The organism is Mesorhizobium sp. M7D.F.Ca.US.004.03.1.1, assembly GCF_003998635.1.
GTDB classification, from domain to species: domain Bacteria; phylum Pseudomonadota; class Alphaproteobacteria; order Rhizobiales; family Rhizobiaceae; genus Mesorhizobium; species Mesorhizobium loti.
Map to the genome: position 1 here is coordinate 1 of NZ_RZQG01001128.1, position 1699 is coordinate 1699.

3 protein-coding genes are annotated in these 1699 nt (G+C 63.0%); all 3 read right to left on the reverse strand.

Annotation, left to right across the window (positions count from 1 at the left end; translation table 11 throughout):
- The coding region (locus EN935_RS34665; RefSeq protein ID WP_127374160.1) for a hypothetical protein at positions 1-203 on the reverse strand (203 nt) is incomplete at its 3' end.
- A 184-nt stretch (positions 204-387) separates the two neighbouring features.
- Positions 388-1158 carry an SDR family NAD(P)-dependent oxidoreductase gene (locus EN935_RS34670; protein ID WP_127374161.1) on the reverse strand — a complete coding sequence of 257 codons (771 nt, stop codon included), beginning with the start codon at positions 1156-1158 and terminating at the stop codon, positions 388-390.
- Positions 1159-1171: 13 nt separating this feature from the next.
- The coding region (locus tag EN935_RS34675; RefSeq protein WP_164771632.1) for an ABC transporter permease at positions 1172-1699 on the reverse strand (528 nt) is incomplete at its 5' end.

Below are 1699 nucleotides of genomic sequence, written 5' to 3' on the forward strand. Positions count from 1 at the left end.
GTGCCTGGCTGTCCATTCGCCGCCGCGTCACAAACCCGCAGCAGATCGGCATGGATGTTTCTGGAGTTCAGCAACTCGGCCGCTTCCGGGTAGCCCTCGGCGAGCAATGCGGCAATGATCTCGGCTGGCGAGTGGTGGACACCACCCTCGGCCAAAGCATGAGCCCGCTGGTAGATATGACTGGTTCTGATTTTATTGGCCATTGCCAAACATCCCCCTTGATCAGCACTAGATGAACAACCTTTGAGATGCGAAGTTGTTCCGCTGCAACTTGTGGGGGAATATTCGCCAACTAATACGCGGGCGATGGATCTGTAGCTTGAAGTTATGCTTCTCATTCCCCTCGTCGTCAGGAGACTGAGCGATTCACTGCCGTTCGTGCTGTGATCAAGGCGGCAACAGCCGAAAATCATTGCCCTCGGGCAGCAGCTGCCCGCCGTCGACGATGATGGTCGTGCCGGTGATGTAGCTGGCATCGTCGGAGGCGAGGAACAGGAAGGCGTTGGCGACGTCGCGCGGGCTGCCGAGGCGGCCGAGTGGAATGGAGTCCTCCATGTTCTTGATGTAGGCAGCACCCCGATGCAGTTCGATGGCCTCGGTGAGGATGTTGCCGGGCTCGACACCGTTGACGGTGATGCCGTAACCGGAGAATTCGAGCGCCGCCGCACGGATGAAGCCGTTGATGCCGGCCTTGCTGGCCGAATAATGGCCATGGCCGGGGCTGGTGACATGCGGGCCGGTGATGGAGGAGGTGTAGAGCATGCGGCCAAAGCCTTGCGCCTTCATCGGCACCAGGGCCGCGCGGCTGGCATTGAAGGTGCCGCGCAGATTGACCGCCATGACGCGGTCCCAGTCGTCGGCGCTGGTGTTTTCGATCAGCTGCCAGGGATAGATGCCGGCATTCTGCACGATGATGTCGAGGCGGCCATGGAGCTTGAGCGCCAGCGCGACGGCTGCCTCGGCATCGCTCATTTGCGAGATATCGGTGCGGATGAAGGGAACGCCCAGCTCGTGCGCGGTCGCTTGCCCGGCCTCGACTTCGGTGTCGGCCAGCACCAGCCTCGCGCCTTCCTCGGCAAAGCGGAGTGCAATGCCCTTGCCGATGCCGCGGGCGCTGCCGACGATCAGCGCCACCTTCTCTTTCAGTCGTCCGGTCATGCGAGCCGTCCTGTTATGCGAGTCTTTGGCGGATGGTTTGCTTGAAAGCGTCGAGCAGCACGGCGGCCAGCACCAGCAGGCCATGGATCACCTGGGTGAAGTTGGCCGGCAGGCCCATCAGGTTGATCGCCGTGTTGATGGCTGAGAGCAACAGCACGCCGGCATAGACGCCAGGCAGGGTGCCGACGCCGCCTTTCAGACTGACGCCGCCGATTACGACGGCGGCGAAGGCGTTGAATAGCAGACCGACGCCGAGATTGGCGGTGGCGCCCGAGGTGCGGATCGCCAGCAGCCAGCCGGCAAGACCGGCGATGGCGCCGGCGAGAACGAAGGCGATGATGAGATTGCGGTTCACCCGGATGCCGGCGCGGAAGGTGGCCGTCTCGTTGCCGCCGATCATCACGAGATGCCGGCCGAACGGCGTCTTGGCCATGATCAGCGAGAAGACGACGAAGCAGCCAACCGCGATCCAGGCGGTGAGCGGCAGGCCGATAAGGCGCTGGATGCCGAACCAGCGGATGGCTGGCGCCAGGTCCTGCGC